Source organism: Arthrobacter sp. 92 (assembly GCF_050260325.1).
GTDB lineage: Bacteria > Actinomycetota > Actinomycetes > Actinomycetales > Micrococcaceae > Arthrobacter.
In genome coordinates this window covers 2,736,620-2,760,935 of record NZ_CP189863.1, presented here as the reverse complement: position 1 = coordinate 2,760,935, position 24,316 = coordinate 2,736,620, and the positions used below count along the sequence as shown (strand labels likewise).

The 24,316-nt window shown below is 66.1% G+C and carries 20 protein-coding genes; 12 read left to right on the top strand and 8 right to left on the bottom strand.

Annotated features, from left to right (window positions below; translation table 11 throughout):
• Positions 1-124: 124 nt before the first annotated feature.
• Positions 125-604, bottom strand: a complete 480-nt coding sequence (locus ACP4XC_RS12660; RefSeq protein WP_427170123.1) for a hypothetical protein — start codon at positions 602-604, stop codon at positions 125-127.
• 571 nt (positions 605-1,175) lie between these two features.
• Between ACP4XC_RS12660 and ACP4XC_RS12655 the strand changes: the two genes are divergently transcribed.
• From ACP4XC_RS12655 to ACP4XC_RS12645, 3 genes are all read left to right on the top strand, one after another.
• Positions 1,176-1,436, top strand: coding sequence for an SHOCT domain-containing protein (locus ACP4XC_RS12655; protein ID WP_427170121.1), 261 nt, complete (start codon positions 1,176-1,178; stop codon positions 1,434-1,436).
• 274 nt (positions 1,437-1,710) lie between these two features.
• Complete coding sequence (locus ACP4XC_RS12650; RefSeq protein WP_427170119.1) at positions 1,711-4,275, top strand: heavy metal translocating P-type ATPase; 2,565 nt, start codon at positions 1,711-1,713, stop codon at positions 4,273-4,275.
• Positions 4,276-4,287: 12 nt separating this feature from the next.
• The gene (locus ACP4XC_RS12645; protein ID WP_427170117.1) at positions 4,288-5,655 is read left to right on the top strand and encodes a phenylacetate--CoA ligase family protein; all 1,368 of its coding nucleotides are present in this window, start codon (positions 4,288-4,290) and stop codon (positions 5,653-5,655) included.
• A 72-nt stretch (positions 5,656-5,727) separates the two neighbouring features.
• On the opposite strand, the gene ACP4XC_RS12640 is transcribed toward ACP4XC_RS12645, so the two are convergent.
• On the bottom strand, positions 5,728-6,162 hold the full coding sequence (locus ACP4XC_RS12640) for a hypothetical protein (RefSeq protein WP_427170115.1): 435 nt from the start codon (positions 6,160-6,162) through the stop codon (positions 5,728-5,730).
• A 152-nt stretch (positions 6,163-6,314) separates the two neighbouring features.
• On the opposite strand from ACP4XC_RS12640, the gene ACP4XC_RS12635 reads away from it, so the two are divergent.
• Positions 6,315-7,007 (top strand): ArsR/SmtB family transcription factor, encoded by a 693-nt coding sequence (locus tag ACP4XC_RS12635; protein ID WP_427170113.1) that lies wholly within the window; start codon positions 6,315-6,317, stop codon positions 7,005-7,007.
• Between the two features lie 86 nt (positions 7,008-7,093).
• Here the strand turns inward: ACP4XC_RS12635 and ACP4XC_RS12630 are convergent, their stop codons facing one another.
• The 3 genes from ACP4XC_RS12630 to ACP4XC_RS12620 all read right to left on the bottom strand — a co-directional run bounded on the left by ACP4XC_RS12630 (position 7,094) and on the right by ACP4XC_RS12620 (position 10,725).
• Complete coding sequence (locus ACP4XC_RS12630) at positions 7,094-8,155, bottom strand: 2-hydroxyacid dehydrogenase (RefSeq protein WP_427170111.1); 1,062 nt, start codon at positions 8,153-8,155, stop codon at positions 7,094-7,096.
• Positions 8,152-9,480 carry an MFS transporter gene (locus ACP4XC_RS12625; RefSeq protein ID WP_427170109.1) on the bottom strand — a complete coding sequence of 443 codons (1,329 nt, stop codon included), beginning with the start codon at positions 9,478-9,480 and terminating at the stop codon, positions 8,152-8,154. The genes ACP4XC_RS12630 and ACP4XC_RS12625 overlap by 4 nt, the downstream gene beginning before the upstream one ends.
• 165 nt (positions 9,481-9,645) lie before the next feature.
• Positions 9,646-10,725 (bottom strand): tellurite resistance/C4-dicarboxylate transporter family protein, encoded by a 1,080-nt coding sequence (locus ACP4XC_RS12620; RefSeq protein WP_427170107.1) that lies wholly within the window; start codon positions 10,723-10,725, stop codon positions 9,646-9,648.
• A gap of 986 nt (positions 10,726-11,711) precedes the next feature.
• Here ACP4XC_RS12620 and ACP4XC_RS12615 point away from each other — a divergent pair.
• The 5 genes from ACP4XC_RS12615 (at position 11,712) to ACP4XC_RS12595 (ending at position 17,503) form a co-directional block, all read left to right on the top strand.
• Positions 11,712-13,763, top strand: coding sequence for a bifunctional polysaccharide deacetylase/glycosyltransferase family 2 protein (locus tag ACP4XC_RS12615; protein ID WP_427170105.1), 2,052 nt, complete (start codon positions 11,712-11,714; stop codon positions 13,761-13,763).
• Between the two features lie 237 nt (positions 13,764-14,000).
• Positions 14,001-15,056, top strand: a complete 1,056-nt coding sequence (locus tag ACP4XC_RS12610) for a DNA polymerase IV (protein WP_427175103.1) — start codon at positions 14,001-14,003, stop codon at positions 15,054-15,056.
• Between the two features lie 322 nt (positions 15,057-15,378).
• Complete coding sequence (locus ACP4XC_RS12605) at positions 15,379-15,729, top strand: YegP family protein (RefSeq protein ID WP_427170103.1); 351 nt, start codon at positions 15,379-15,381, stop codon at positions 15,727-15,729.
• 555 nt (positions 15,730-16,284) lie between these two features.
• Positions 16,285-16,749 (top strand): TetR/AcrR family transcriptional regulator, encoded by a 465-nt coding sequence (locus ACP4XC_RS12600; RefSeq protein ID WP_427170100.1) that lies wholly within the window; start codon positions 16,285-16,287, stop codon positions 16,747-16,749.
• 202 nt (positions 16,750-16,951) lie between these two features.
• Complete coding sequence (locus ACP4XC_RS12595; RefSeq protein WP_427170098.1) at positions 16,952-17,503, top strand: hypothetical protein; 552 nt, start codon at positions 16,952-16,954, stop codon at positions 17,501-17,503.
• Between the two features lie 72 nt (positions 17,504-17,575).
• Here ACP4XC_RS12595 and ACP4XC_RS12590 read toward each other — a convergent pair whose 3' ends face one another.
• Positions 17,576-18,139 carry a TetR/AcrR family transcriptional regulator C-terminal domain-containing protein gene (locus ACP4XC_RS12590; RefSeq protein ID WP_427170095.1) on the bottom strand — a complete coding sequence of 188 codons (564 nt, stop codon included), beginning with the start codon at positions 18,137-18,139 and terminating at the stop codon, positions 17,576-17,578.
• A 231-nt stretch (positions 18,140-18,370) separates the two neighbouring features.
• Here ACP4XC_RS12590 and ACP4XC_RS12585 point away from each other — a divergent pair, with 231 nt between their 5' ends.
• Positions 18,371-19,162 carry a DUF4386 domain-containing protein gene (locus ACP4XC_RS12585; RefSeq protein WP_427170093.1) on the top strand — a complete coding sequence of 264 codons (792 nt, stop codon included), beginning with the start codon at positions 18,371-18,373 and terminating at the stop codon, positions 19,160-19,162.
• A gap of 325 nt (positions 19,163-19,487) precedes the next feature.
• Here the strand turns inward: ACP4XC_RS12585 and ACP4XC_RS12580 are convergent, their stop codons facing one another.
• Complete coding sequence (locus tag ACP4XC_RS12580; protein ID WP_427170091.1) at positions 19,488-19,691, bottom strand: cold-shock protein; 204 nt, start codon at positions 19,689-19,691, stop codon at positions 19,488-19,490.
• A 373-nt stretch (positions 19,692-20,064) separates the two neighbouring features.
• Here ACP4XC_RS12580 and ACP4XC_RS12575 point away from each other — a divergent pair, with 373 nt between their 5' ends.
• Together ACP4XC_RS12575 and eno are read left to right on the top strand one after the other, a co-directional pair.
• Positions 20,065-20,343 carry a YegP family protein gene (locus ACP4XC_RS12575; protein WP_427170089.1) on the top strand — a complete coding sequence of 93 codons (279 nt, stop codon included), beginning with the start codon at positions 20,065-20,067 and terminating at the stop codon, positions 20,341-20,343.
• A 320-nt stretch (positions 20,344-20,663) separates the two neighbouring features.
• Positions 20,664-21,965, top strand: a complete 1,302-nt coding sequence (gene eno / locus ACP4XC_RS12570) for a phosphopyruvate hydratase (protein WP_427170087.1) — start codon at positions 20,664-20,666, stop codon at positions 21,963-21,965.
• Positions 21,966-22,299: 334 nt separating this feature from the next.
• Here the strand turns inward: eno and ACP4XC_RS12565 are convergent, their stop codons facing one another.
• Entirely contained in the window at positions 22,300-24,195 is a 1,896-nt protein-coding gene (locus tag ACP4XC_RS12565; RefSeq protein WP_427170085.1) for a transketolase, read from the bottom strand.
• Positions 24,196-24,316 lie beyond the last annotated feature (121 nt).

Below are 24,316 nucleotides of genomic sequence, written 5' to 3'. Positions count from 1 at the left end.
ATAAGATATCGGCGGGCGCATGGGCGCGCCAGGGGGAGGGTGAGCATCGATGATGCGTCCGACGGCTCCAATGGAGTGTCGGGCAGGGATGGGCGCCGGCCAGGTCACGGCGTCGGGCCCTGTTTTACGTTCTGCTGATGCAGAGCTCGCCCGGTGAAGGACTGCCGGGAAGATAGGCCCACCGCGCGCTGACCGTGCCGGCCGGGCCGGTGTTGATGGTCCGGGCGATGATTCCTGTCCCTGGCAGCGGTGCGGCCAGGGAGCCGGTCTTCGCCGACGGGGTGCAGGCCCCGGTCATGGGCTGCATGCTGGTGCAGTTGCCCGTATCCGTGCATTGCACGGTCCGGGTATCTGCCTTATCCGGCATCCCGGGCATGCCCGTAGCGGAAGCGGAGGTCCCGGGAACATGTGCTCCCATGCGCCCGGTAGAGGATGATTCGTGCTGGGAGCTGACAGCCGGCGCTGCCGCGGCGGGGGAGTGCATGGTGTGGGTGGCGGTCATGACGTGCATGCCGAAAATACCGGCAATCAGGGCCAGGACCGCGGCGAACAGGCCCGCACGGCGAAGTGACGCGATCGCGGGGGCGTGTGCCGGTGCGGTCAAGACGGTCCTTTCGTTCGTTGCGGGCTTTCCGTTCAAGGTTACCGGCCGTACAACGAGGCTGCACCGGATTCCGTTTCCGTCCCTGTCTGGGCATTGAGCTGCGGCGCGAACAGCAGCTGAATCCCTACGTGGATGTGTCCATGACCGGCGTGAGGTCTGTGTTTCCTGACCACCAGGCTGGGCCTGCAGGATGCGCCCCTGCTGTGGTCCGCGGCCCTCCGGTCACTGATGGCGGCGGCGTTGTTCCTGTCACTCGAAGGGACGGTGGCGGCGTCCCTGGCCTGGTTCGGTGAAGCCCCGGCGGTCGCGTCTGGACCTTCTGAACGCCTGGACGGTGCGGGTGCCCGTCGCCGGCATCGGCGTCTCCCTGTTCTTCCCTGGGGGAACGGTCCTCGCCGTGGGCAGCGGCCGGCGCCGGACTGGTCCTGGCCTCGCTGTGGCTGGCGCGCCATCCACCCCGCCCCCGGACAGGCCCCGGCAGGGGGACCAAAGACTCTGACGACGGAATCCGGACTGGACGATAGTGAACCGCAGGGGCACTGGCGTGCCCGCATGCAGGCAGGAGGAAGCGATGATGTATTGGGACGGGGGCATGGGCCTCTGGGGCTACCTCATGATGGGTGTGAGCTTTGTGCTGTTTTGGGGCGCCGTCATCACCGCTGTCATCCTCATTGCCCGTTATACGCGAGCCGGCGGCCGCAGGTACGAGGGCGGAGCTCCGGGCCCGGGAGCCGCGGAGAATCTGCTCGCGGAACGCTTTGCCCGCGGTGAAATCGACGAGAACGAGTACACCGCCCGGCTGGCCGCCCTCCGCCGCGGCCGTGGAGCGTGAACGCCCGCCAGGCCCGGACGGAAACCTTGACGCATACCCCCTGGGGGTATAGGTTTTGGGGTAACCGGAAAACGACGTCCTGGGCGAAGCCCCTACGCAGTGAAGGTCCAGCAACGGGTGGGAACCCGCTGCCCCTGCCAGAAACCCTTCCTGCCAAAGGAGGCGTCATGCCTGCTGACCCGAAGCCCGGACCCCGACCCGCATCTGCCCCGAACGCCGGCCTGTCGGCTGTCCGGACGGACCGTCCGGCAGCCATGGTGCCGAAGGAGGAGCAGTGAGCACACCTCTGAAGAGCGTCGTGGTCGAGGTCCGGGGCCTGCAGTGGGCCACCTCCAAAGCGGTCGTCGAGCACGTGCTGCTGCAGCGGCCCGGGGTGGCCGCCGTCGAGGCGAACCCGGTCGCCCAGACCGCTTCCGTGAGCTTTGACCCGTCGGTGACCTCCGTGGAGCAGATCTCCGGGTGGGTGCGGGACTGCGGATACCACTGCCGGGGCGAATCGGTCCCAGACCACGTCTGCTGCCCCATGGAAGAAGAACCCGTGCGCGCCGCCGGGGCGCCCAGGGAAACGGGCGGCGGCCATCCGCCTTCCGGGCACATCCACCCGGGCGCGGCACATCCACAGGAGCAGGTGCGCCCGGCGGAGCACGACCACCAGCGAATGCGCCCGGGTCACGCGCCGGAAGCGGCCGAACCCCTCGTGGAGCATGCCCATCCGCCGGCGGACCTCCACGCCGGCCACGGCACGGGCCCGCACGGTGAGATGCCCCGGACCCCCCAGGAGATGATGGGCCACGGCGGACACCACGCCGGATTGTCGATGGATGACATGGTGAAAGACATGCGCAACCGGTTCCTGGTCGCGGCGGTCCTCTCCATCGGGGTGACTCTTTGGTCTCCGATGGGCCGGAACATGTTCGGCTTCACGGCCCCCACCCCGTTCGGGCTCCGTGACGACGTCATGGCCTTGATCCTTTCCCTTCCGGTCATCTTCTACTCGGCGTGGATCTTTTTCGACGGCGCCTACCGCGCGCTGAGGGCACGCACGCTGGACATGATGGTCCTGGTTGGCATCGCCGTGGGCACCGGTTGGCTTTACAGTGTCTGGGTCACCCTCACCGGCGGCGGTGAAGTCTTCTACGAAGCCGCCACCGTCCTGGCGGCCTTCGTGCTGCTGGGCCACTGGTTCGAGATGCGCGCCAGAGGCGGGGCGAATGAGGCAATCCGGACACTGCTTGAGCTTGCTCCGCCGGTAGCGGTGGTGATCCGCGATGGCGGCACGGTCGAGATACCCACCTCAGAAGTCCAGACGGGGGACCTGCTGCTGATCCGGCCCGGATCGAAAATCCCCGTCGACGGGGAAGTTGAGGACGGCCAGTCGGAGGTCGATGAGTCCATGGTCACCGGCGAGAGCCTTCCGGTGACCAAGACCGCCGGCTCGGAAGTGATCGGGGCGTCCATCAACACCACCGGCACGATGCGGGTCCGGGCCACCAGGGTCGGAGCCGACACCGCGCTGGCCCAAATCGTGGCGCTCGTCCAGGAAGCCCAAAACTCCAAGGCCCCCGGCCAGCGGCTGGCCGACCGGGCGGCGTTCTGGCTGGTCCTGGTCGCCCTGATCGGCGGCACTATTACGTTCGCCGCCTGGCTGGCCTTCGGAGCCGGCGTCCAGGCAGCCCTGCTGTTCGCCATCACTGTTGTCGTGATTACCTGCCCCGACGCGTTGGGTCTTGCCACGCCAACGGCCATCATGGTCGGCACCGGGCTCGGGGCCAAACGGGGAGTCCTGTTCAAGAACGCCACCGCCCTGGAGGTCTCCGCCCGGATCGACACCGTCGTGATGGACAAGACCGGCACCCTGACCAAGGGCGAACCGGAAGTAACCGACGTCGTGGTCGACGGTATCGGCGAAAACGAGCTCCTGGCCCTGGCCGCCGCCGTCGAGCAGGAATCCGAACACCCGCTCGCTGCGGCAGTGGTCCGGCACGCCCGCGAAAACGGCGCACCGGTCCTGGCGGCCACGGATTTCCTGAACGTTCCCGGCCACGGGGCCGGGGCGAGTGTGGACGGCCGCCGTGTCCTGGTGGGCAACCGCAGACTCATGGCCGGCGAAGGGATTGACCTGGGTCCGCTGGCCGCAGTGCGCGACGAGCTTGCCGCCACTGGACGGACAGCCGTGCTCGTCGCCGTGGACGGCAGGGCCGCGGCGGTGATCGCACTGGCGGACGCCGCGAGGGAAACCGCGGGCGCCGCCGTCGCGGCCCTGCACGAGGCCGGGATCGAGGTCGTCATGCTCACCGGGGACAACGAAGCCACCGCCCGGAGGATCGCGGGCCAGCTCGGCATCGACACTGTCATCGCCGAGGTGCTCCCCGGGGACAAATCGGCGAAAATCGCCGAGCTGCAGCAACGCGGCAGGGTCGCCATGGTCGGCGACGGTGTCAACGACGCACCGGCCCTGGCCCAGGCCGACCTTGGCATCGCGATCGGTGCCGGCACCGATGTGGCGATCGAAACGGCCGACGTCGTGCTGATGCGCTCGGACCCGCTGGATGTGCCGATCGCCCTGCGGATCGGCAAAGCCACCCTGCGGAAGATGCGCCAGAACCTGGGCTGGGCCGTGGGGTACAACGCGATAGCGCTGCCCATCGCCGCAGGGGTCTTCGCGTTTGCCGGGATCGTCCTCAGTCCCGAGATCGCCGCCCTGTCGATGTCCGGGTCCAGCTTCCTGGTCGCCGTCAACGCCCTGTTGCTCAAGAGGCTCCGGCTTCCCCGGCCCGAAACACCCGAGGCCACCGCCGCGCGCCCGTCCCGGCCCCTGGCCCCGGCGGGGAACCGCTAGGCCACACGGTCCATGGACATCCGCCTCATCGCCCGGGTGCTGTTCCTCCGGGCCGCGTGGCGGAGAAGGGACCACTGGGACCCGGCCCGGATCACCGCCCACCAGGACCACGCCCTGCAGGAACTGCGCCGCGCCACCTACGCCGGCTCAGAGTTCTACCGGCGCCATCACGCCGGCCTGCACGAGGCCCCCCTGGACCAGCTGCCGTCCGTGACCAAAGCGGACCTGATGGACCACTTCGACGAGGCCGTCACCACACCGGACGTGCGGCTCGCGGACCTGGAGAACCATCTTCGGTCCCTGACGGAGAGCGACGGGGATCCCGCGGTACCGTGGAAAGGCCGGTGGTGGGCGGCGGCAACGGCCGGAACCACAGGCCGGCGCGGGACCTTCGTCTGGAATCGGTCCGAATGGGAGACGGTCCTGGCGTCCTACGCCCGCGCTAACGACTGGGCCGGGATCTCCGCCGGGCTGACCCGGCCGCTGAAAATGGCGCTGGTGAGCTCCCGCGTCCCGACGCACCAGTCCGCCGTGGTGGGTGCATCCTTCCGCTCCGGGCTCGTCCCCACCCTCCGCCTGGACGTCACCGCGCCCATGGTCGAGACGGTCCATGCGCTGAACCGCTTCCAGCCCCGGGTCCTGGTTGGCTACGCCTCAGCACTTAGACCCCTGGCGGCAGAGCAGCGGGCCGGTCGGTTGCGCATCTCCCCGCAGGGCATCATGTCCGCCTCCGAAGTCCTTACCCCGCAGACGGCCTCGGAACTGGAGGCGGCTTGGGGAAGCGCCCCCTTCGATGTCTATGTCGCCACCGAAACGGCCGGAATCGCCTCCCCTTGCACCTACCGGAACCGCCACCTCTACGAGGACCTGCTGATCATCGAACCCGTGGACCAAGCCGGGAACCCGGTCCCGCCTGGGACGGCCGGGGCGAAGCTCCTCGTCACCGTCCTGTTCTCCCGGACCCTGCCATTGATCCGCTACGAAATGTCCGACGCCGTCCGACTTGGCGGTCGGGGTTGCCCCTGCGGGCGGTCCTTCGCCCTCCTGGAGGACATTGAGGGCCGGCTCGAAGACGTGCTGCAACTGCCGGGCAGGCAAGGACAAGGACCGGTCAGCATCCACCCGATCGTCTTCCACCATGTCCTGGACCAAGCCGCCGCCGCTGGGTGGCAGGTCATCCAGGAACCCTCCGGGCTTCGGGTCCTCCTTGCAGGCCTCGCGCCCGGTGCTTCCGTTGCGGGGGTCCGCGCCGCCGTCGCCGGCACGCTGAACAAAGCCGGCGCCGGGGAAACCCGGGTGGACGTGCAGCTGGTGGACCAGCTCGAACGGACGGCCCTGGGAAAAGCACCCTTCGTCCGCGGGTTGAGGGGCCGGCCATAATCGTGGTCCGACTGTCCATCAGCCGCGACTGCCTTCCTCTTGTTGTGGCTGAATTCAGTCGCCGTCGGGGGGTCAGTGGTGTGTCAGGGCGGAGCTTCGCATCCCGCTGTAGGCTGCCACGACCCCTACCAGGAAAATGAGGACGGCGAGGTAGATCAGGCCGAGGTGCCCAAGGGTGGCCAGACCCCATGGGTAGTGCGCGGGGAGGGCCACGGCGAGCCCGACGACCGGGACGATGACGGCTGTGACAAAGGCCCACCGTTCTCCGCGGCGCACCCCGTACCAGGACAGGCCTGCGACGGCCAGCCCGGTCGCGGCGATGAAGCCGCTGAGCGCGATGTGCAGATGGCTTATGTAGTGATAAAGCTGCGGGCTGAACGCCTCGATCTCGGCCTTCCCCTTGTCCACTTGATCGGGGCCGATGCCCAGCTCGAGAAAGGTGTCCGTGAAGTTAAGTACCAAGAAGATTACGGCGTACCCTACGAAGGCCAGCCCGGCCAGAGTCATGAGAACGGCTCCTGTCCGGAGGCGGGACTGTTCCCCTTGGGGAGTTTGGATGGTGGACACGGCCACCACCCCCTTTCTTATTCAAGTAGGTACTTGAATAAGAATCCCCTGACGCTAGGCTTGTCAAGAGAAGTCTTGAATAGGAGGAGCGATTGCGCGACCAGCAGGAAAAGGATGCGCTCTTCGACGCCCTCGTGGAAGCTGGCAAGGCGTTGGGGAGCGGCAGGAGGGCGCAGCTGATCGACATCCTCGCCCAGGGCGAGCGGTCGGTTGAGGAGTTGGCCGCAGAGATCCACCAAAGCATGGCCAACACGTCCCAGCACCTGCAGCGCTTGCTGCGGGCCGGCCTTGTCTGCTCCCGACGCTCGGGGGCACGGATCTACTACTCCCTTGCCAGCCCGGCAGTGGAGCGACTGTGGCGAGCACTTCGGGAGACAGCCGAAGCGCACTCCGGGGAGCTGGGCGATCTGGTCCGCGCCTACGTCGGCGATCGCGCCGGCCTGAGCATGATCACGCGCGACGAACTGCTGCTGCGGCTGCGGCAGGGCGACGTCGTTGTGCTGGACGTGCGGCCGCAGCCAGAGTACGTCGCCGGACATATCCCCGGTGCGCTTTCCGTGCCCTTCTCGGACGTTAAGTCTCGACTGCGCGAGGTTCCCCGGGGGAGCGAGATCGTCGCTTACTGCCGCGGACCGTACTGCCTATATGCGGACGAGGCCGTGCGGCTGCTCACGGACGAGGGGCGTCTCGCCACAAGGCTTGAGGAGGGCTTCCCCGAGTGGAAGGCAGCAGGGCTCCCGATAGAAAAGTCGGCCACGGACCGGAATTCACCGCCACGGCCCTGATCGAGCGGTCCAACGCCGCCGGCGTGGACACGCGGTCATGAGATGACTAAGGGGAAGTCCGGAGGCGTGACCAGGAGAGTCGGCGACTATGGCCGAGGCCAGGAAGAGAACGTATCGCCCTGCTGGACCGACTCGGCATCGTGCGCCGCCGGCCAGGCCTCGGGGTTGAGCAGGTTGCGCGGACGGCGGCCAGCAGCGACGTCGAGGATGGCTTGAAGCGCGCTGGCTGAGACGTCACGCGTGAAATCCGCGGTCCAGCACAGTGAGTGCGGCGAGAGCACCACGTTTTCCATCTGGAGGAGCTCGTCGTCGGCCGCCAGCGGCTCGGGCTCGAAGACATCCAGCCCCGCTCCGGCGATCCGCTCCCGCCGCAGGGCGGCGCGCAACGCGTCCGTGTCCACCAGTCTGCCCCGGCCGATGTTGACCAGAAAGGCCGAGGGCTTCATCAGTTCCAGCTCCCGCTGTCCGATGAGGTTCTCCGTCTCAGGGGTAAGCGCGGCGCACAACACCACGTAGTCCGACGCCACCAGCAGCTCCTCGAGGCCCACCAGCTTCACGCCGAGCTCGTCGGCCTCAGGATGGCGGCCGCTGCGGTTGTTGCCCAGTAGCTTGAGTCCGAGCGGAGCCGCTATTCGTGCCAGTTCCGCCCCCACACTCCCAAATCCGACGATACCGAGCGTGGCACCGTCTATAGACGAACCCCGGTGCCGTTCCCGGTCCTCCCAGCGGGAGGCGCGGGTCAACCGGTCCTTGGCGAGCAGCCGGTGCGCGAGGGCGAGGACCAGGGTGAGGCCGGCGGCGGCGAGCGGCTTGCGCACCGCCGCCGGCGTATTCGTCACCAAGACCCCGGCCCGAGTGCAGGCGTCGAGGTCGATGCTGTCGTAGCCGGCCCCGAACCGGGCAACCAGTTTCAGTCCCGGTGCCGCGGCCAGTGTCTCCTCACCGAAGTTGATGTGGCCGAGCGAAAGCACGGCATCCGCCCCTTGAAGATGCGGGCGAGGGATCGGATTCTCGTAACTGGGCAGTACATGCCACTGGACACCCGCGTTCGTCAACCGTTCAAGGCCCAGGTCGCCATGGATCGAAGTGCCGTCTGGCCGGACGGCATCGGCGGTGATGGCGACACGGAACGGTGTCCGCTGGCTCATGCTTCGACTACCTCCGGCTTGCGTTCGGCACCGATCGGGTGGCGCACCAGCCCGATGTACGCGACCGCCGCCAGCGCGGCGATGACGCCACCCAGGACGAAGGAGGGAGTGTACGAGCCAGTTGCGTCGGCGATCACTCCGGCAATCAGCGGGGAGAACGCGCCGCCGAAGTAGCCGCCGAAGTTCATGATCGCACCCAGAGACGCAACTTGCCGTGTGTCAACAATGTCACCAGGCATGGCCCAGGCAGCAGAGGTCATAGTGGCAATGCACCCCATCGCGATACTGAGCACCACCATGGAGAGGGTGAGATCGCTGATGAAGGGCACAAGGCAAACCAGAACGCCGGAGGCAATCGAGGCGGCCACCATGACGTGGCGCTTGGCGGCCAGTGGGCTCGTTCCCGGACGACGGGAGTACCGCGTGATGATGTAGCCGCCGATCAGGCCCATGACGGCCGCCACGAGGTACGGGACGGCCGCAAGGAAGCCCGTGTTGGCGATGCTGACGCCCCGTGCTTGCTGCAGATACAGGGGCAGGAAGACGATGAACAGATTCCATATCCAGATCACGCAGAAGAAACCTGCCATGAGCCCCCAGACCTGACGGTGCTTGAACAAGGCGAACCAGGACGCGCTGGCGGGAGAAACGGCCCTCTCGGTCCGGTCCCGCTGGATGAGCTTGAACTCCTCCGCGGAGAGCCTGCGGTGCTCCTCCGGCGAGCGGTAGAAGACGAAGAAGCCAAGGGCCAGCACTAGCCCGATGATGCCGAGGAAGACGAAGATGGCCTGCCAGCCGAAACCGAGCAGGATCGCAGTGAGGATGGGCGGTGCGATCGCGGGTCCCCACTTGGAGCCGCTGTCCCAGACGGCGGTGGCCTGCGCGCGCTCCGTCCGGGGGAACCACTCCGCGGTGACTTTGGCCGACGCCGGGCTGTTGGGTGCCTCCGTGATGCCGAGCAGGGCCCGGAAAGTGATGAATTGCCACATTTTACTGCCAAGCGCCATCAGCGCGGTGGAGACGCTCCACAGCGCTATGGCGATGAAGTACATGCGCCGCGCGCCGAGCTTGTCGATCAGCCAGCCTGCCGGCAACTGGCTAAAGGCGTAAACCCAGGAAAACACCGTTCCCAGCAAACCGATGTCCGTTTTGGTGAGCGCGAGCTGCTTGATCATTTCCGGCGCGGCGATGGCAATGGCGCTCCGGTCCATGTAGTTCACGATCCCGGCCAGCAGTGCCCAGCCCAGAATCCACCAGCGCAGATTCTTGATGGTCCTGCGAACAGCCGATTCGTGCGGCTTTGATTGAACGGTCCCTGTTGCCACAACCCACCCCTTTGTGTTCTTGGACAGGGCCCGTCATCGCCGACGGCGCCCGCTAATCGAAGACCCTATAGGATCTATGGATCTTGGCAAAGGGCTATTGTCAGATTTTTTCCTGATTGTTTCGCGGGGCTCCGCGCGGTCGAACGGCCCCAGGGGCATCCGTACTCAGCCAGCGCGCTGCAGCCGTGGGCGGACGAGTGTAGCCCACAGGTGCCAGAGCATCCCGGCAAGAGTGAGGAGGAATGCTGCAACAGCCAGCCACAGCTCCATGCGGCCAATCGCCGCCACAAGGGGCAGATGATCGGCGCGCCCCAGATAAATCCCGGCAACGGCGTACATGCCGAGAGGGAAGATGACGCTCCAGAGGCCGGGTTCGTAGGACAGCGGCACACGATGGATCACGTGCCGCCACCACCCGGCCGCGAGGAGCACGGGGAAGAGCCAGGAAGCGAAGGCCCAGAACACGACGGAGGCGCCGGCCACGAGCCCCCGCGTCGCATCCACCATGGGCGCATCGGCCATCTCGACGATCCGTGCGCCGGCGAGGACGCTGATGGCCATGGCCCCCATGGCCACGAAGTACTGCGGGCGCAGGTCCTCGGCCCGGATGGGGTAGGTCATGAGCCGCAGCGAGACGAAGATCCCCACCGCGGCGTACAGGATGAGCCCCACCGACCATGCCACGACGGCGGCGAGGGCCAAAGCCGCGCGCCAGTCCGGCGCGGCGAGGGGCTCGATGGAGGCGGCCGCGACCGACACGGACTGGCTCGCAACGCACCAGATGAACCAGGTGCCGTTGGCGTCCTTGACCACGGGCCGTTCCTCGCGGCCGAGCACAGCCGTCCACGGCACAATGTAGCCGAGCGCCAGCCAGGCGAGCACCGCAATCACGAAGAGCAGCTCCGTGGTGCGGGGCCACCCCGCCATCCCGAGCCGGACTCCGAACACATTCGTTCCAGCAATGAAAGTCAAGAAGCCGAACGCGCGCCCGGGGTCCAGGAAGTCGTGGCGCATATCAGCGCGGAACATGATCAGACGGAGAACGTTCAGAATCAGGATCACTGCGTAGGAGAGCGCACAGATGACTAGGAATGCCGCGGAAAGTGCGTGGAAGCCTTCAAGCTCAAGCCCCACCGACATGATCCCGCTGGCCATGGTGAGGGCGAAGTACCCCGGATTGAGTGTCTGCACCGCCTCGACGACACGTGGGCCGAAGGTTTGCGGGGCGTCAGTGGCCGTGGTCATGTCTTCAAGCTTAAGGTTGCCGGCTTCCTTAAGGTTGCCGGCTTCGCACGGGCTTCAGCCGTCGTCCGCCCTGCGGGTCCGAGGGCACTGCGATGGGGCTCTACACCGGCACTGCCGCGTTCCGAGCGGGAAGCCCGGCCGGTGGTATGGGGCACGGCTACTCCCTCCCTGAAGCCGCAAGAACACCAGCCCTGGTCCCAGAGTTTGGACTGGTGAGCAAGGGCCGGCCCTGCGGAACGACTGACGGGCTACCGTACGATTTGTTGCCTTTTCGGGACTGAAGATCGGCGACAGACAGGCCACACGGTGTATTTTTGGATTCGGAATGCGAGCCACTAAGGTTGATGCCCAATGGAAGCTTTTGAGGAATCGTCCGATCAGTGGCCCGCGTCTCGGCGTGGGCCGGTCTTCGTCGATGCCTCGGGTCGGCGCCTGCGGCGGGTGAAGCTTATCGGCCTTGGGGCCCTCGGGCTCGTGGCGGGATATGTCATCCTCCTGCTGGTGGCATTCATCGGCGGCTCCAACGTCGCCGCGCCTTTCCTACCTCTGCCGGCCGCTCCGGCGGCCCGCGATCTTCCGGCATCCCCAGTGGCACCGTCCTCTCCCGCAGTTGGGCCCCAAGCTAGTGAACCTCGATCGGCCGAGCCCGTAGCGCGAGCCGTTGTCCAGTCCCCGGTGACCGCTGCCCAGGCTCCGGCTTCGACCGTTCCGCCGGCACCGCCGATCGGGACTGCAGCAGTGCAACCAGCGGCGCCCGTTGCCACCCCCGCGCCGAGCACGGCGCCCACAGCGCCGGGCATGAGCGGGACGGCGGCGGGCAAGAGCGGGACGGCGCCGGGCCAGACCACGCGGCCGTCAGCTCCGCCGCACCCGTGAGAGTACCTCGCCCGGGCAAGGGTGCTGTTCCGGCGCGTGTATGGGCTCATTGGTTCATCCTGACGGCCGTCCTGTTTGGGCTGGGTGTTGCCCTCACAGTGCAGGGATACATGCATCACATGGCCGGGATCGCCGATGATTCCGTTCCCGGGGGAGGCTCCGCCAAGACGGTCCCGGACGCGGTGTCCCACGGCGACCCAGTGGTCGACGCCCGGGGCGGGGCCGTCCGCACCGTGGGCCCCACGGACCACACGCTGGCCTTGACATTCGACGACGGCCCGGACCCGGTCTGGACGCCCCAGATCCTCGACGTCCTCCGGAAGCACCATGTCCATGCCACGTTTTTCGTGGTCGGTTCGGCTGCGATCGACAATCCCGACCTGGTCCGCAGCATCCTCGCTGACGGCAACGAGATCGGCGTCCACACACTGACCCACGCGGACCTCGGAAGCGCCCCGCCTTGGCGCCAGCAGCTCGAGGTACAGGCTGACCAGCAGGCGATCGCGGGCATCACCGGCCGCGCTGCGACGCTCCTGCGGCCGCCGTACAGCTCTGAGAACGACGCCGTCCGGGACGGTACCTGGTCAGCGATGCGCGCAGCCGCAGACCAGGGCTACCTCACCGTGCTCACCACCAAGGACAGCGAGGACTGGCAGCGGCCCGGCGTTGCCACGATCGAGCGGAACCTTGCCCCGTCCGGCCCGCAGGGCCAGGTCCTCCTGATGCACGACGGCGGTGGTGACCGGGAGCAGACCGTCGCCGCGCTCGATTCCGCCCTCACGAAGTTCGCGGACCAGGGCTACCGGGTCACGACGGCGGGCGACGCCGTCGGGATTACGAGCATGCGGAACGCGTCGGTGGGCGAGCGGATCAGCGGAACCGCGCTGGTTTGGGGTATCCGGGTCAGCGACTTCGTCATCACCGCCATCTCGTGGGCTCTCGTAGCGGCCGGGGCCGTGACGGTCATCCGGGCCGTCCTCGTGGTCGGATTCGCGGCGCGCCACACGAAAGCGGCACGCCGCTCCAGGGCCGCCGGCCGCAGCCGGCGCCGGGTAGACGTGCCGGTCCGGCCTGAGATCATCGAGCCCGTCAGCGTCATTGTCCCCGCGTACGACGAAGCGGCCGGCATCGAAGCCGCGGTTCGATCCATTGCCGCCTCGACCCATCCGGTTGAGATCATCGTGGTCGACGACGGGTCGACCGACGGCACCGCAGAAATCGTGGCAGGGCTCGGCCTGCCGGGGGTCACGTTGATCCGGAAGGAGAACGGGGGCAAGCCGTCCGCCTTGAATGCCGGGCTTGCCGCTGCCAACCACGATCTTGTGGTGATGGTCGACGGTGACACAGTCTTCGAACCGGAAACAGTGCATGCCCTCATCCAGCCCTTCGCCAACCCACAGGTGGGCGCAATTTCGGGGAACACCAAGATCGCCAACCGCGGAGGAATCCTCGGGGCCTGGCAGCACATCGAGTACGTCGTCGGCTTCAATCTGGACCGCAGGCTGTTCGACGTCGCGGAGTGCATGCCCACCGTCCCGGGTGCCATTGGTGCCTTCCGCCGTGATGCATTGCTCCGTGTTGGTGGAGTCAGCGATGACACGCTTGCGGAGGACACGGACTTGACCATGTCTCTGTGCCGCGACGGCTGGCGCGTTGTGTACCAGGACAACGCGAGAGCCTGGACCGAGGCACCCGAGAGTCTCGAGGCGCTCTGGAAGCAGCGGTACCGCTGGTGCTATGGCACTCTTCAGGCCATGTGGAAGCACCGCGGCGCCGTCCTGCAGGGCGGAGCGGCCGGCAAGCTCGGGCGGCGTGGCCTTGGCTATCTGCTCGTACTACAGGTGTTGCTGCCACTGTTCGCACCGGTGGTGGACGTCTTCGCCATCTACGGCCTGATCTTCCTTGATCCAGTCCGGATCGGGATGCTCTGGCTCGTCTTCCTTGGGGTTCAATTCCTCATGGCTGCCTACGCGTTCCGCCTCGACAATGAACGGCTTCGCCCGCTGTGGACGCTCCCTCTTCAGCAGTTTGTCTACCGGCAGCTCATGTATCTGGTCGTCATCCAGTCAGTGGTCACTGCCTTGGCCGGTGTGCACCTGCGGTGGCACCGAATGGAGAGGTACGGCAGTCTGCGCGTCCCGCCCGCCCAGAGCCAAGCGTAGGGCGTGCAGGGATTCCTGGACTGTGCAGAAGCGGCTTCACGCGGTATCCGCTCAGCGGGAGTCTCGGTTGTAGGGCCATCAGCGAAGAAGCGTTGCAGCATGATCATGTCCACTTTGGGCTATTGGAACGGGCCCTTCCGGCGTTGGTTAGGGCCGGCTCAGCGGCCCACCCGGGGAAAAGCCGATGCTTGCCAGGGGTGTTTAGGGCAGACTAGTGGCGTGAACGGAATCCGGTGGATCCTGCACGTCGATCTCGATCAGTTCATCGCGGCGGTCGAAGTGCTCCGGCGCCCGGAGCTTGCGGGCAGGCCGATCATTGTTGGCGGTCGGGGCGACCCCATGGAACGGGCTGTGGTGTCGACCGCGTCCTACGAGGCCAGGGCGTTCGGCGTGGGTTCCGGAATGCCCTTGCGCATTGCGGCCCGGAAAGTGCCGGACGCCGTGATCCTGCCCGTCGATCAGGAGGCTTACCTCGCGGCGTCTGAAACGGTGATGGATGTCCTGCGCGCGCAGCCCGGCGCCACCGTGCAGGTGCTGGGTTGGGATGAAGCGTTTGTAGGCATCGAGACAGCCGATCCGGAAGCTTACGCCCGGCAGGTGCAGGCGGCCGTCCTGGAGCGGACGCGGCTGCATTGCAGCGTTGGCATCGGCGACACCCTGGTCCGGGCCAAAGTCGCCACCGGTTTCGGCAAGCCGGGCGGCGTCTTCCGTCTCACGGCCGGGAACTGGCTCGACGTCATGGGCAGCCGGCCCACGAGGGACCTGTGGGGGGTCGGAACCAAAGTGTCGGCCCGGCTGGCCAAACTCGGCATCAACACGGTCGCCGAGCTGGCCGCGTCCGACCCCCAGGATCTGGTCCCGGAGTTCGGCCCCAGGATGGGTCCTTGGTACGCGGAGCTGGGACGCGGGGACGGTGCCAGTGTTGTGGATGACGCCCCTTGGGTTGCCCGCGGGCATAGCCGGGAGACCACCTTCCAGCGGGACCTGATCGAGCCCGCCCAGGTGGAGCACGCCGTACGGGAGCTCACGGCGCGTGTCCTTGAGGATGTTGCGGCCGAAGGACGGCCCGTGGTGGGTCTGACCCTCAAGATTCGGTACGCGCCGTTTCTCACCCAGACCCACGCGAGGAAGATTCCCGAGACATTCGACCGGAACGAAATCCTCGCGCGGGCCTTGGACCTCGCCGCGGGAATCGAAGCGGGCCGTCCCATCCGGCTCCTCGGCCTGCGCGCGGAAATGCCGATGCCCGACGACGCCCGAAAGGGACATACGCCGACGCGCGGCGGTTGGTGACGGCGTCGGTCCTTACCCAGGGCATCTGTACGAATTGCGTGGCGAACGGGACAACAGCCAGACCGAATTGCCCGCATCGAGCAGCAAAGAAATAATTGCTCTGACTTCGCCGAGCACGTCCGCGGCAGTCTCGACACAGCGTTCCAGATCAATGACAGCCGCAATGTTCTAACTTGGGACAGCGTGGGCTGTCGTTGATTCTGCAGACACGGCAGCATCCCGCCTACTGCAATCGTGGCCCGGCGAATTCCCGGGCTGTCCCGGTGCCGTATAGTCAAAGGAGGCTAGGACGCGGCCATTGGAACCTCATCGTGGAGTTACCATGCCGAAGTATTCCCAGGGCCTGCCTTTCGCCGCCAACCGCGCACACGTGTATCGGGACCGGACATTTGTCCCGGCGCCGGCCGGGCCCGACCCCGTTCCCGTCGATGAACTTCCCTGTCGCTCAACGCCCGGTACATTTGAGATCGTCCGCGGCGACGGAGGAGGGTTTCTCCTACGGCTCGTTGACGGGAACGGGATGGTGCTGGCCCTCTCAAGAACTTATCCCGACATCACTGCAGCGGTTAAAGGTGTCGAGGCTGTGCGGGAAGGCGCTGCCACATCGCACATTTCGGACCAGACTGCCCGCCCCCCGGTGCCGACCCGATCCGGGTGGACGCCGGGTCCGTGAGGGCTCTCCATCCCCTCGGCACAGCCAGGGACCCGCCGCACGGCCCCTCACCCCCGGCCGTGCAGAATTGCAGAGCCCATGCGCGGGCCACCGGCCCGACGCGGCGTCGCACCGGGTTCACTGCCGGAGATCCCAGCCCCCAGCCCGACTGCGTACGACCTCGTCGTCTGCCTGCCTGAGACACCAATCCTCGACGCCTCGCGTGGCGAAGTTGACATCCCGCATACGGATTTCGTGCCCGGTGGCTGCCGATCATCATTGGGGGTGACCGGCAGCCACCGGAGACTCACAGCGGATGACCAGCGCGGATGCGTCACAACCACCTCACGGCCGGGACGCCGCCGTGGACCAGCACCAACCTAACAAAGTACTCCTTGTCGCAGAGCCAGAAGTGGCGGGGACCCAGTGGACACCGCCGCTTCTGCTTATAGCCGTCACACACCGAAATGGTCAGCTTTTCCTCGGCTGCGGGGACCGGGGAGGTCTCGACGGCGGCAGCCCGTCTGCCTATAGATCGTAGGCAATGGCCTGCTACGAGGAATGGAGAAGCCGGCCGTGGCACGAGCAGGCCTTACCGCTGACCGCCTGGCACGGGCAGGGGCTGAGCTTGCCGACGAGATCGGCTTTGAGCAGGTGACAGTTGCCGGGCTGGCGCGGCGATTCAACGTGAAGCCGGCGAGTCTGTATTCGCACGTTGTGAACTCCGCGGACCTCAAGGCCCGCGTTGCGCTGGTCGCCCTCGCCGAGCTCGCGGATCGTGCGTCCGAGGCTGTGGCCGGCCGCTCCCGTGAGGCCGCTCTCGCGGCTCTGGGGAACTCCTATCGGGACTATGCCCGGGAGCATCCTGGGCGCTTCGCAGCCATGCAACTGCGGCTCGATTCCGACACGGCCCCCGGGAGCGCCGGCCCGCGGCACACCCGCCATCGGGCGCATCCGAAGACCGGGAATGACGAGAGCATGTCAAGCGATAACTGGACCACCACAACGCCAATTCCCGCTGACTTCTTCAGGCGCCCTTGAACTGGAGCAGACCGGCCGAGGGGTCCTGCCCCATCGGCTCCCGGCAAGGGCACGCGTCCAGACCGATGACCCGCAGTTGTTCATGGCGGAGTCTCAACCAGCTGGTGTGCGGCTCGCCTTCCGCACGAACGCCACCGCCGTGGAGCTCGAAACCCTGCGCTCCCGGTGGGCGTACACCGGTCTCCCGGCACGGCCTGACGGAGTGATCGACCTTGTCGTGAATGGCCAAGTCCTCGGCAGCTCCGTGACCGGTGGCGGCACCACCGTGACGATCGACATGGCCACAGGAGCCGCCGGTGAGGTGGCCGGTCCTTCGTGCACGAGTCGATTCGTTGACCTCCCGGAGGGAACCAAGGACATTGAGCTCTGGTTGCCTCACAACGAGATGACGGAACTCATTTCACTTCGCACCAATGCTTCGGTGCAATCCACGCCTCCGTCCGGAGGCCGAGATGGCTGCACCACAGCAGTTCAATCAGTCACCGGTCCAATGCCACCCGTCCGACGGCGATTTGGCCGGCGGTCGCCGCACGGTTGGGGGGGCGCCGATCTGACGAACCTGGGCTTCGGCGGCAGCGCGCTCTTTGATCAGTTCACGGCACGGGCCATTCGCGACACACCCGCTGAGCTGATCAGCCTGAAAATTGGCATCAATCTCGTCAACCGCTGTCGACGGGCGCGCAACGATCCGACGAGTGATCGCGAGACCAGAAATGCCCGACGATGTGAACGTCGGCGCCTGTCAAACCTGTGAGGCCTTAAGGGCGTCTGAATTCGTGTCCCGGCCCCACACCGGAGAGGATCGTCCCGAAGAGTGCAGAGCTTGTCACTGGCCGGCGAGTGCCTCTTCCAGTCCGCGTAGGATCAGGTCGAGTCCGTACTCGAATTCCCCTCCGTAGTCGTAGCCGGGCTTCATAACGTGGTCCGTGACGAATTCTGCCAGGTTCGGATAGTCGTTGGCGGGGAACGGCTCGAACATGTCATGGGCCATCGCAGCCATCTCGTCTGTGGTTTCGAATGGGATGTTCATCTTCGTCAGGGCGTATCCGTAGATGTAACCGTCGAGGAGTGAGTAGGCGTGGGCCACCATCGCGAGGTCGAAGCCTGCTGAGCGTAGCTTGCCGATGACCGCGTCGTGATGGCGCAGGTTGCTCGGCCCAGGACGTCTCCGGGACTCCATCAGGCCGATGGCCCAGCGGTGGCGCGCGAGGACATCGCGAAGTGACAGCGCCCGGTCTCGCATTGCTGTTTTCCAGTGGGCGCTGCCTAGGGGAAGGGCGATTTCGCTGAACAGGACATCGATCATCGCATCAATAAGGTCGTCTCTATTTGAGATGTGGCGATACAGGGCCATCGGAGCGACCTGAAGCATCCCGGCGACCTGCCTCATGGTCAGCGCGTCTAGCCCGGCTGAATCTGCATGCTGAATTGCCGCATGCACCACACGGTGTCTGCTAAGGGCTGGGCGAGGATTCTCATTCTTCATCGCCGTCATGGACACTCCTCTGTTCTGTCGACAATCAAAGATACCTTCGACCCGGCTGTGTACTTTGTACGTGTCCAGATATACATTGTACGCATGAGGTGGCGACGTCCACGTTCCAGACCCGAAAGGAACATCGTGAAATCTCCAAACGGAATATTTACTGATCAGCCCCCGGGGTCCGCGCCGGTCTCGCCCAAGCGACTGGCAACGATCGCGGGGGTCTTTTACCTTGTCGTGGGCATTACGGGAGGCTTCTCTGAGGGCTTCGTCGATCCCTCCTTGTATGTCGCCGGAGACGCGGCCGCCACATCCGCGAACGTGGCGGCCAACGAGGGGCTCATGCGCTTTGGCGTCGTCGCCCACCTCACGGATGCGGTGTTCTTCCTGCTTACCGCGGTGACGCTTTACCTGTTGCTCAAGCACGTTGGCAAGCACGCGGCCCGCCTGATGATGGTGGCAGTGATCGTCGCCGCCAGCATCATCTCCATCAGTGCCGTCTTCACGTTCGTGGCGATGCAGGTCGCAACGGACAGTTCCTACGCGGGGGGCTTCGGGCCCTCAGGGGCCAGCGCGCTCGTGCTGCTCCTGCTGGAAATCCAGCATTTCGCTATTCTTGCCGCCCAGGTCTTCTTCGGCCTATGGCTGGCCCCGTTGGGATATCTAGCCTACAGGTCGAGGCTGTTTCCAAAAATATTGGGCGTCGTGCTGGTACTCGCCACGGTCAGCTACCTGGCTGACGTCGTCGTGGCATTCCTGCTCCCCGGACTTGCTGAGCAGATTCACGGCTACCTGAGTATAGTGCCCGCCATCGCAGAGATCTGGATGGTCCTGTACCTGCTTGTCGTGGGCGTGCGCACTCCGCGCTCCGCAGATCGGACGCAGGCTGAGGAAGGGGTGCGGTCCCCGCTTGGAGTGACAGCGCCGTGACCTGCCATTCCACCGGACCGTAGTTCCCTCCGGATCTGATGTTCTGCCAGCGGCGGTTTCACCGACGAATGCGGGGCCGGCTCCCGCAGTGCCTCCGGGGCCGGCCTGCACCGCATCGAGGACTTCATCAAGGTGAGAATGCGGCCCGGCTTAGCGGGACGCGGCGGCAATCCGGGTAAGGCTTTGGCCGCCACCCGAGCGGCTCACCATGAAGGGCGCGATGGCCACTGCTGGCAGGATCGGTGCGACCAAGAGGAGGAAAGCGACCGCTTTGACCGTGCCGCCTTCGTTGCAGAGGAAGGTGCTTTCCGGCCGGGAGGTGGGCCTAGAGCGGGTGAATGTTTTCCGCCTGGGGCCCCTTTGGGCCCTGGACCACGTCGAACTGGACTTTCTGGTTCTCCTCCAGGGAGCGGTAGCCGCTGCTGGCGATGGCGGAGTAATGGGCAAAGACATCCGCGGAGCCGTCGTCGTTGCTGAGGAATCCGAAGCCCTTTTCGGAGTTGAACCATTTCACTGTTCCTGTTGCCATGTGCTTTTCTTCGCCTTTGCTGTTGGTTCCACGGGCGCCCGGCGCCGGTCGCTGCGGACGACGTCGTCCGCCCTTCCCAGCCTACCGCCCGGCGGGACACCGCCTACGGGCCCTTGGGCCCTTGCGCATTGCGCCAGGAGGATCGCTCCCGCGATTTTTGGGTGGGACGGGACCGAAGCAGGCCGGTCTACGGCCCGGGCCTTTTGGCCCTAGCCGCCTGGCCGCGTCCGATGGTCTGATCGTTATCTGCGGCTCCACGACGGCCGCAATCCACTCCGTCCGGTCACGGCTCAGCGCCGCGCCGGATCCGGGCGGGGTCATCGGGCAGCGGACCGGCGGTATTTTGCCGCCCTCAGGAAGGCCAGGACAGCACATGACCGGTGGATTTGAGGTATTCGTAGATGAGCAGATGCGGTTCAGATTCCGGCTGCTTGACGCCGATGGGGCCGTGCTGGCCGTGTCGGCAACTTTTGAGGACAAGCGGGAGGCTGCCGCCGGCATTGCAGCGCTGCGCGAATCCGCCGGCATGGGCCTCGTTACCGATCTGACGGGTTCGGCACCCGGCACCCGGTCCCCGCACGAGAACCAGACCGGATTCCGGGTGCCGATGACTCCCTCTCGGGCCGGGGTACTGGATATCCTCGCTTCCTGAGCAATCGCTCCACATTTCCCCACGCCGCAACGGAATGCTTGCTTCCGCTTCCTTCCCTCGGACATGGTCTATACCTTCACGCTGTCGCGGAACCGGACCACTGCCCGCGCTGTTTCGAATTGCCGGGATGCCCGGTGCTGACGGGAGTTCCCGCCTGGGAATTGAACGAGCGGAGTTATGGCTTCCTGTCCGCACGGCCCGGGGAAGAATCGCCGAGCGGACTCGGGCCGGAAATCTTCGACGTCTGACGGCCCCGCTTTCACAGTGATAGTCGCCGCCGGCGAGACATGAGATGAAGACGAGAAACAGAGAAAATCATCATGAGTGACCTTCAGATCACCGGAGTTCGTGCCCTTCAGATCCTCGACTCCCGTGGATACCCCACGGTGAAAGTGTGGCTCCAACATTCCGACGGTGTTGTGTCCGCTGCCTCGGCCCCATCGGGTGTGTCCACCGGGGCTCACGAGGCGGTGGAACTACGTGATGGCGGCCAGGAGTACTCCGGCCGCGGCGTGCAAAAAGCCGTTACCAACGTCAGGTCCGAAATCAGTGATCTGCTGACGTCCCGGAGATGGCAGAGCCTGGCGGACCTGGACCAGGCAATGGTCGGGCTGGACGGGACTTCGGCACGCTCCCGGCTCGGGGCCAACGCCACCGTGGCAGTGTCGATGGCCGCTGCGCGGGCTTTCGCGGCCGCGGCCGGGACACCGCTGCATGCTTGGATCGCCCAGACCCTGGGCCGGTCCGGGCGCCTGCCCGTGCCGCACTTTAACGTCCTCAACGGCGGCCGGCACGCCGCGAATCCGCTCGAGTTCAAGGAATTCATGATCGCCCCCGCCGGGGCCCCGTCCTTCGCCGACGGGGTCCGCTGGGGATCGGATGTCTACCATGCCCTGTCCCGGCGCCTGCGCAAGCAGGGCCTTACGACCGGTCTGGGAGATGAGGGCGGCTATGCCCCAGCCATGGACCGCCCCGAGGAGGCCCTGGACTTGATCGTGGCCGCCATCGGCGACGCCGGCTACACCCCGGGTCGGGACGGGATCGCGATCGCCCTGGACCCGGCCGCTAATTCCTTCTACGCCCACGGGACCTACACGGTCGGCGGCCGCGCCCGCACCTCCGAGCAGATGATCGCATACTACGACAAGCTCATCACGGACTACCCGATCTGGAGCCTGGAGGACCCACTGGCCGAAGACAACGAGGGGTGGCCGGCTCTGACGGCGGCCCTCGGGAACCGGGTGCAGGTGGTCGGGGATGACCTGTTCGTCACGTCCGCGGACCGGGTCCGGGACGGCGTCCGGACCGCGTCCGCGACGGCAGCGCTAATCAAACCTAACCAGGCCGGCACCGTGAGCGAAACCTTCGACGCCCTCACCGCCGCCCACGAGGGCGGCTTCGCGGCAATGGTCTCGCACCGCTCCGGGGAGACTGACGACACCTTCGTGGCGGACCTCGCCGTCGGCTCCGGCTGCGGGCAACTCAAATCCGGGGCGCCCGCCCGCGGTGAACGCGTCGCCAAATACAACCGGCTCCTTGAGATCACCGACGCCAATCCGGACCTGCCCTACGGTCCCCTCGGAACCCAACTCACGGACCGAAAGCTACCTCACCGACGTTGACACCAAATGACGAGCCCGCCTGGACGAGCCCGCTAAAAGACGCCACCGCGGCGGGACCGTGGCTGCGTGGCCCTAGCGGTGCCCCCGGATCGGGGACATGTGCGTCATCCGTCGGGCTGGGCGTGCCGGCCAGGTCCTCCATAGCGGCTTCCGCGGCTTTTTCGATCCTGTCGCCAATTCCCATCGGGTTGCTCGTTCACGTCATTTCACCCTCGCGGTGAACAGCCTTGAAGGTTCCAGAATTATCAGGATGCTTACGAATAGTCCATGGCAAGATCGAGGCAAACCGAGGACCGCTCGAAGAACCCCAACATGACCGGTCCGTCCGGGATGGTTATCCCGTACTTAGGAGCCTTCGTGCGGCTGTGCTGATGTGCATCGCGGAGATGCCGGCGGCGTCGAGCAGTTCCTGGGGTGCGCCGGAGGTGGGCAGTGCTTTGACGGCAAGTAAAACGACGTGGAGTTCGGGCGTGTCGGTGCCGGCGAGGGTCTCGAGGACGGCTGCGCCGATGCCGCCTTCGGGGTAGTGGTCTTCGGCGACGACGATTCTGCCCCCGGTCGCCTGGCAGGTCCGGCGCAGGGTGTCCGCATCGATGGGTTTGAGGGAGTAGAGGTCGATGACGCGGGCGTTGATCCCGTCCTCGGCTAGTTGTCCTGCTGCGGTGAGGCATTCGTGCAGGGTCACTCCTGCCCCGATAAGTGTCACGGCGTCGTTGGGGCTTGTGTGGTGGACTTTGCAGCCGCCGATCGGGAATTTTTCCTCTGGACCATAGATGACCGGGTATGCACCCCTGGTGGCTCGAAGGTATGAGATTCCGGGGGTGTCGGCCATGGTCTGGACGAGTTGGGCCGTGGAGGGGCCATCGGCAGGGTAGAGCACAATCGAGCTGTGTACGGCCCGCATGGCCGCGATGTCTTCCAGCGCCATTTGCGATGGCCCGTCCTGACCGATTTCGACACCGGCGTGCGTGCCGACGAGACGGATGCTGGCCTGGGAGACTCCTGCCATCCGGATGAAGTCAAAGGGCCGGGAAACCAGGAAAGCGGCGAAACTCGCGGCAAACGCGATGTAGCCGCGCACTGAGAGCCCGACGGCGGAGGCGATGAGTTGTTGTTCAGCGATGAACATTTCGAAGTACCGGTCCGGGGCGGCGTCTTTGAAATCGCCTGCGTGCGTTGAGTTTCCCACTTCTCCGTCCAGAACGACGATTTCGGGACGGGCGGCCAGCGCGGACAAGGCGGCACCAAAGGCGGCCCGGGTTGCCACCTTCTCACCCACCTCCCAACGGGGTAGGCTGACGGCTGCGCCCGGATCCGGGGTGATCGCAGGGGTCCCCGGTTCAGGGAGCGCTGTAGTGATTCGCAGGTTGCTGGGGCCACCGAGGGCTGCCACGGCGCGTTCTGCCATGTCTTTCGGAAGCGCTTTGCCGTGCCAGCCGTTCTGGTCTTCGATTTCGGGAACGCCTTTGGCCTTGATGGTTTTGGCGAGAATGACCGTTGGCTGGTCGGGCCGGGACCCGGCGCGGGTGAGCGCTTCGTCGATCGCGGAAATGTCGTGCCCGTCGATGACGATGGGTTGGGCGCCGAAAGCGTCTACCCGCCGCGCATAGCGGTCCATGTCCCACTCGAGTTCGGTGGGACCGTCCTGGCCCAGACGGTTGACGTCCACGATGGCGGTCAGGTTGCCCAGCTTGTAGTACCCGGCTTTGTCCAGGGCCTCCCAGATGGACCCTTCGGCCAGTTCACTGTCCCCGCACAGGACCCAGGTCCGGTAGGGCAGACGATCCAGGTACCTTCCGGCCAGTGCCACCCCGACCGCGTCCGGCAGGCCTTGGCCCAATGATCCTGTCGCCACGTCGACCCAAGGTAGGACCGGTGTGGGGTGGCCTTGTAGCCGCCCGCCGAACTGCCGGTAGGTATGGATCAGCTCGTCCTCCTCGACCACCCCGACCGCCCGGTACATCGAGTAGAGGAGCGGAGAGGCGTGACCCTTGGAGAAAATGAGGTGATCGTTGGTCGCCAGTGCTGGATGGTCCCAGTCATAGCGGAGGTGTCGCTCGAGCAGGACCGCCATGAGATCCGCAGCAGACAACGATGAGGTGGGATGGCCGGAATTGGCCTGTGTGCTGCACCGGATGGAGTCCACCCGCAGCTGCGCCGCCAGGCGCCTGATGAGCTCGGCCTGTGCTGCCGTCATTGCCGCCGCGGGCCGGTCCTGATGTTCGGTCATCGCAATCACCTTTCGCCTCGTGCCCGGGAGGCCTAATACCTGTCATACCCGGATACCCGTCCCGGCGGCAGACCCGGGTCGTCTCTCAGCTGCAACCCAGGTCGTCGGCGCACCGCTGGCC